Origin of the sequence: uncultured Candidatus Puniceispirillum sp. (assembly GCF_963979125.1) — a bacterium.
GTDB lineage: Bacteria > Pseudomonadota > Alphaproteobacteria > Puniceispirillales > Puniceispirillaceae > Puniceispirillum.
This window is the reverse complement of the sequence record NZ_CAXBVX010000160.1, coordinates 1-2,939: the sequence shown is the minus strand read 5'-3', so window position 1 is coordinate 2,939 and position 2,939 is coordinate 1. Positions and strand designations below refer to the sequence as shown.

Here is a 2,939-nt window from a genome sequence, read left to right as displayed (position 1 = left end):
TGGCAATCCGGTTGTGCTGGAACAAGGCATGGCCTTTTTCATGCATATGATCCTGATGGATAGCGAAAGCGGCGCGGCCATGAATCTGGGCGAAAGCTTTGTACTTGAGGAGAATGGCGGCACCCGCCTCAGCACCTCAAGCCGTGATCTTTTTGTGGGTGAATAGACACCGCCGGACGTTACCGCCCGACGATCATTTCATCCGTACCGAACGGGAAGTCGGTGATGTTTTCCGCGCCATCTTCGGTGATAATCAGAATATCATGCTCGCGGTAACCGCCCGCCCCTGAGTCGCCTTCGGGGATCATAATCATCGGTTCCATTGACACCACCATGCCGGGTTTCAGTTCGGTCTGGATGTCTTCGCGCAATTCAACCGAGGCTTCGCGCCCGTAATAATGGCACAACACGCCAAAGGAATGCCCATAGCCGAATGAGCGATATTTCAGCAAATCCCATTCGCGGTACATTTCGTTCAGTTCGGTAGCCACGTCGGCACATTTCACACCAGGTTTTAACAGTTCCATGCCACGCACATGCACAGCGCAGTTTTTCTGCCAGAGGTCATGATGCGCGTTCGAGGCTGACCCGCAGAACAAGGTGCGTTCGAGCGCGGTGTAATAGCCAAACATCATCGGAAAGGTGTTGAGCGACAAAATATCGCCATCTTCGATCAACTTGTTAGTAACAGGATTATGCGCGCCATCGGTATTGATGCCTGATTGGAACCATGTCCATGTATCCATCAATTCGACAAAGGGAAAGGAATCGGCAATTGCCCGCACCATGGCATTTGTCGAGGCAATGGCCACTTCATGCTCGGGAACGCCAGCCTTGACGGCTTCCATTACCGCACGACCTCCAACGCGGCACATTTCGGCGCCTTTACGGATCAGCACATGTTCTTCGGCGCTTTTGATCGTGCGCAAATCCATGGCCGCCGCCGCACAGTCAACCAGTTCGACATTTGGGAAATGGTCTTCAAGCAGGACTTTTAAATCCAGATTGACATGATCAAATTCGATGCCAAGGCGTTTTACGCCTTTCAACAGATCCTTGAGAGCGGTGAAATAGCTGTCACGGCGCCAATCGGTATAGGTGACATTATCGCCTGTCGAACGGCGCCAAGGCTGGCCGCCATCAATCGCGGCAGAAATTGTAGTCACGCCATCCTTGCTAAGCACGGCACCATAGCGTCGCCCGAACTGGCAATATAAAAACCCCGAAAAATAGCAGACATTATGATAAGAGGTGAACAGACAGGCATCAATATCCAGATCACCCATAATGGCCATCATAGCATCACTACGGCGGGTCATTTCACCGTTTGTGAAAGGTTGATAAGTCTTTTCGCCGTTGTGCCAGCGGGTAACATGAAGCATCTGATCGTCGGACATTTTACACTCCCATAAAAGGCTAAATATTCATCTGTTGTTTGTCTGGCATTAGAGAAAAACAGACATGCGGTCAATCGAATAAATATGCTTTTTACAGGTTGTAACGCGCTGTGAAATACAAGCTGTTTTGGATGCGCCTAAGGCATGAAGCGTTTCCGGCATCGCTGTTAATCACTATAAGCACTGGACATGGGGGATGGATTGCCAAATGCTGTAAATAATTATTTTGTTATCACATTTTCAACCCAGAAAGTGATTGACATGTGCCGGACTGGGACAGCATTGTTAGGCACCTAAATTTGGTTAAATAATCTTGGTAGTATTAAAAAATGTCAGTTATGTCCGCACCACAAAACGCTTTTGTTTCATTTCAGGGTGTTCAAAAAAGTTATGATGGTGTCTCGCTTGTCGTCAAGGATTTGAATCTTGATATTGCCGAGGGTGAATTTGTCACCATGCTTGGCCCGTCAGGTTCTGGAAAAACAACATGTCTGATGATGCTTGCCGGTTTTGAAACCGCAACGCATGGCGACATAAAGCTCAATAATGTGGCGATCAACAACATCCCCCCGCACAAGCGTGGCATAGGGATGGTGTTTCAGAATTATGCTTTGTTTCCGCATATGACAGTTGCTGAAAATCTGGCATTTCCGCTGAAAGTGCGGAAATTAAGCACTTCGGATGTTGAAGATAAAGTCCGTAATGTGCTGGATATGGTGCAAATGCGACAGTTTGCAGATCGTAAGCCTGCCCAGCTTTCAGGTGGCCAGCAACAGCGTATCGCCTTGGCAAGGGCATTGGTTTTCAACCCTAGCCTTGTATTGATGGATGAGCCGCTTGGTGCGCTTGATAAGCAATTACGCGAGCATATGCAGTATGAGATCAAACATATTCACGAAAATCTGGGCGTTACTGTAGTTTATGTGACACATGATCAATCCGAGGCATTAACTATGTCGAATCGAATTGCTGTGTTTGACGATGGCATTATCCAACAGCTTGACGATCCCGTTACGCTTTATGAAAAGCCTGAAAATGCATTTGTTGCGCAATTTATTGGTGAAAATAACCAGCTTCCGGGGGTTGTCGATAGTGTGCGTGGCAATATTGCTACCGTTAAGCTGGATAAGGGCGATGTTGTTAAGGCTCTGGCTGTTAATATTGATGGCCCGGGTTCTAAAACAATGCTGTCTATCCGCCCAGAACGGTGCGTGCTGACCGACAAGAAATCAAAATCGATGAGCGCGCTAGATGCAAAGGTTTTGGAACTGATCTATCTTGGTGATCATATCAGGTGCCGGATGATGGTGACGGGTAATGATCAATTTATTGTAAAGGTACCAAACACAGCAGGACCTTTGGGACTGGAAATTGGTGCGGATTTATTTGTTGCCTGGAATACGGATGATTGCCGGGCACTTGATTACAGGACAACAGTTTGACTATGACAATGGTCATGAATTGACGATCTGAAGTGGGGGGCAAAATGCACCCCGGATCGTTATTTGCGTAGAGCTCCATTAGGGGTAACAATAAGGGAGA

The 2,939-nt window shown here is 47.7% G+C and carries 2 protein-coding genes; one reads left to right on the top strand and one right to left on the bottom strand.

Annotated features, from left to right (window positions below; translation table 11 throughout):
- Positions 1 to 179: 179 nt before the first annotated feature.
- On the bottom strand, positions 180 to 1,397 hold the full coding sequence (locus ABNT28_RS10680) for a M24 family metallopeptidase (protein ID WP_348721583.1): 1,218 nt from the start codon (positions 1,395 to 1,397) through the stop codon (positions 180 to 182).
- 329 nt (positions 1,398 to 1,726) lie between these two features.
- On the opposite strand from ABNT28_RS10680, the gene ABNT28_RS10675 reads away from it, so the two are divergent.
- Entirely contained in the window at positions 1,727 to 2,839 is a 1,113-nt protein-coding gene (locus ABNT28_RS10675; protein WP_348721582.1) for an ABC transporter ATP-binding protein, read from the top strand.
- Positions 2,840 to 2,939 lie beyond the last annotated feature (100 nt).